The 503-nt window shown below is 36.6% G+C and carries 1 pseudogene; it reads left to right on the plus strand.

Annotation, left to right across the window (positions count from 1 at the left end):
• Positions 1-14 precede the first annotated feature (14 nt).
• Positions 15-503: pseudogene (locus HMPREF0216_RS12090) on the plus strand (rubredoxin-like domain-containing protein); the annotation flags it as partial.

Consider the following 503-nt stretch of genomic DNA (forward strand, 5'->3'; position numbering starts at 1 on the left):
GGAGGAATAAAATTATGAAGAAATTTGTATGTACAGTATGTGGGTATATTCATGAAGGAGAAACTGCACCAGCAGAATGTCCAGTATGTCACGTTGGAGCTGATAAATTTAAAGAACAAACAGAAGAAAAAGTTTGGGCAACTGAACATGAAATAGGAGTAGCTCAAGGAGTATCAGAAGATATAATAGCTGATTTAAGAGCAAACTTTGAAGGAGAATGTTGTGAAGTAGGTATGTACTTAGCTATGGCTAGAGTAGCACATAGAGAAGGATATCCAGAAATCGGATTATACTGGGAAAAAGCAGCTTACGAAGAAGCAGAACATGCAGCTAAATTCGGAATTATTAGGAGAAGTAGTTACAAACTCAACTAAGAAGAACTTAGAATTAAGAGTTGCAGCAGAAAATGGAGCAACTGAAGGAAAGTTCGATTTAGCTAAGAGAGCTAAAGCTGCAAACTTAGATGCTATCCATGATACAGTTCATGAAATGGCTAAAGATGA

Origin of the sequence: Clostridium celatum DSM 1785, from assembly GCF_000320405.1 — a bacterium.
Taxonomy (GTDB): Bacteria; Bacillota; Clostridia; order Clostridiales; family Clostridiaceae; genus Clostridium; species Clostridium celatum.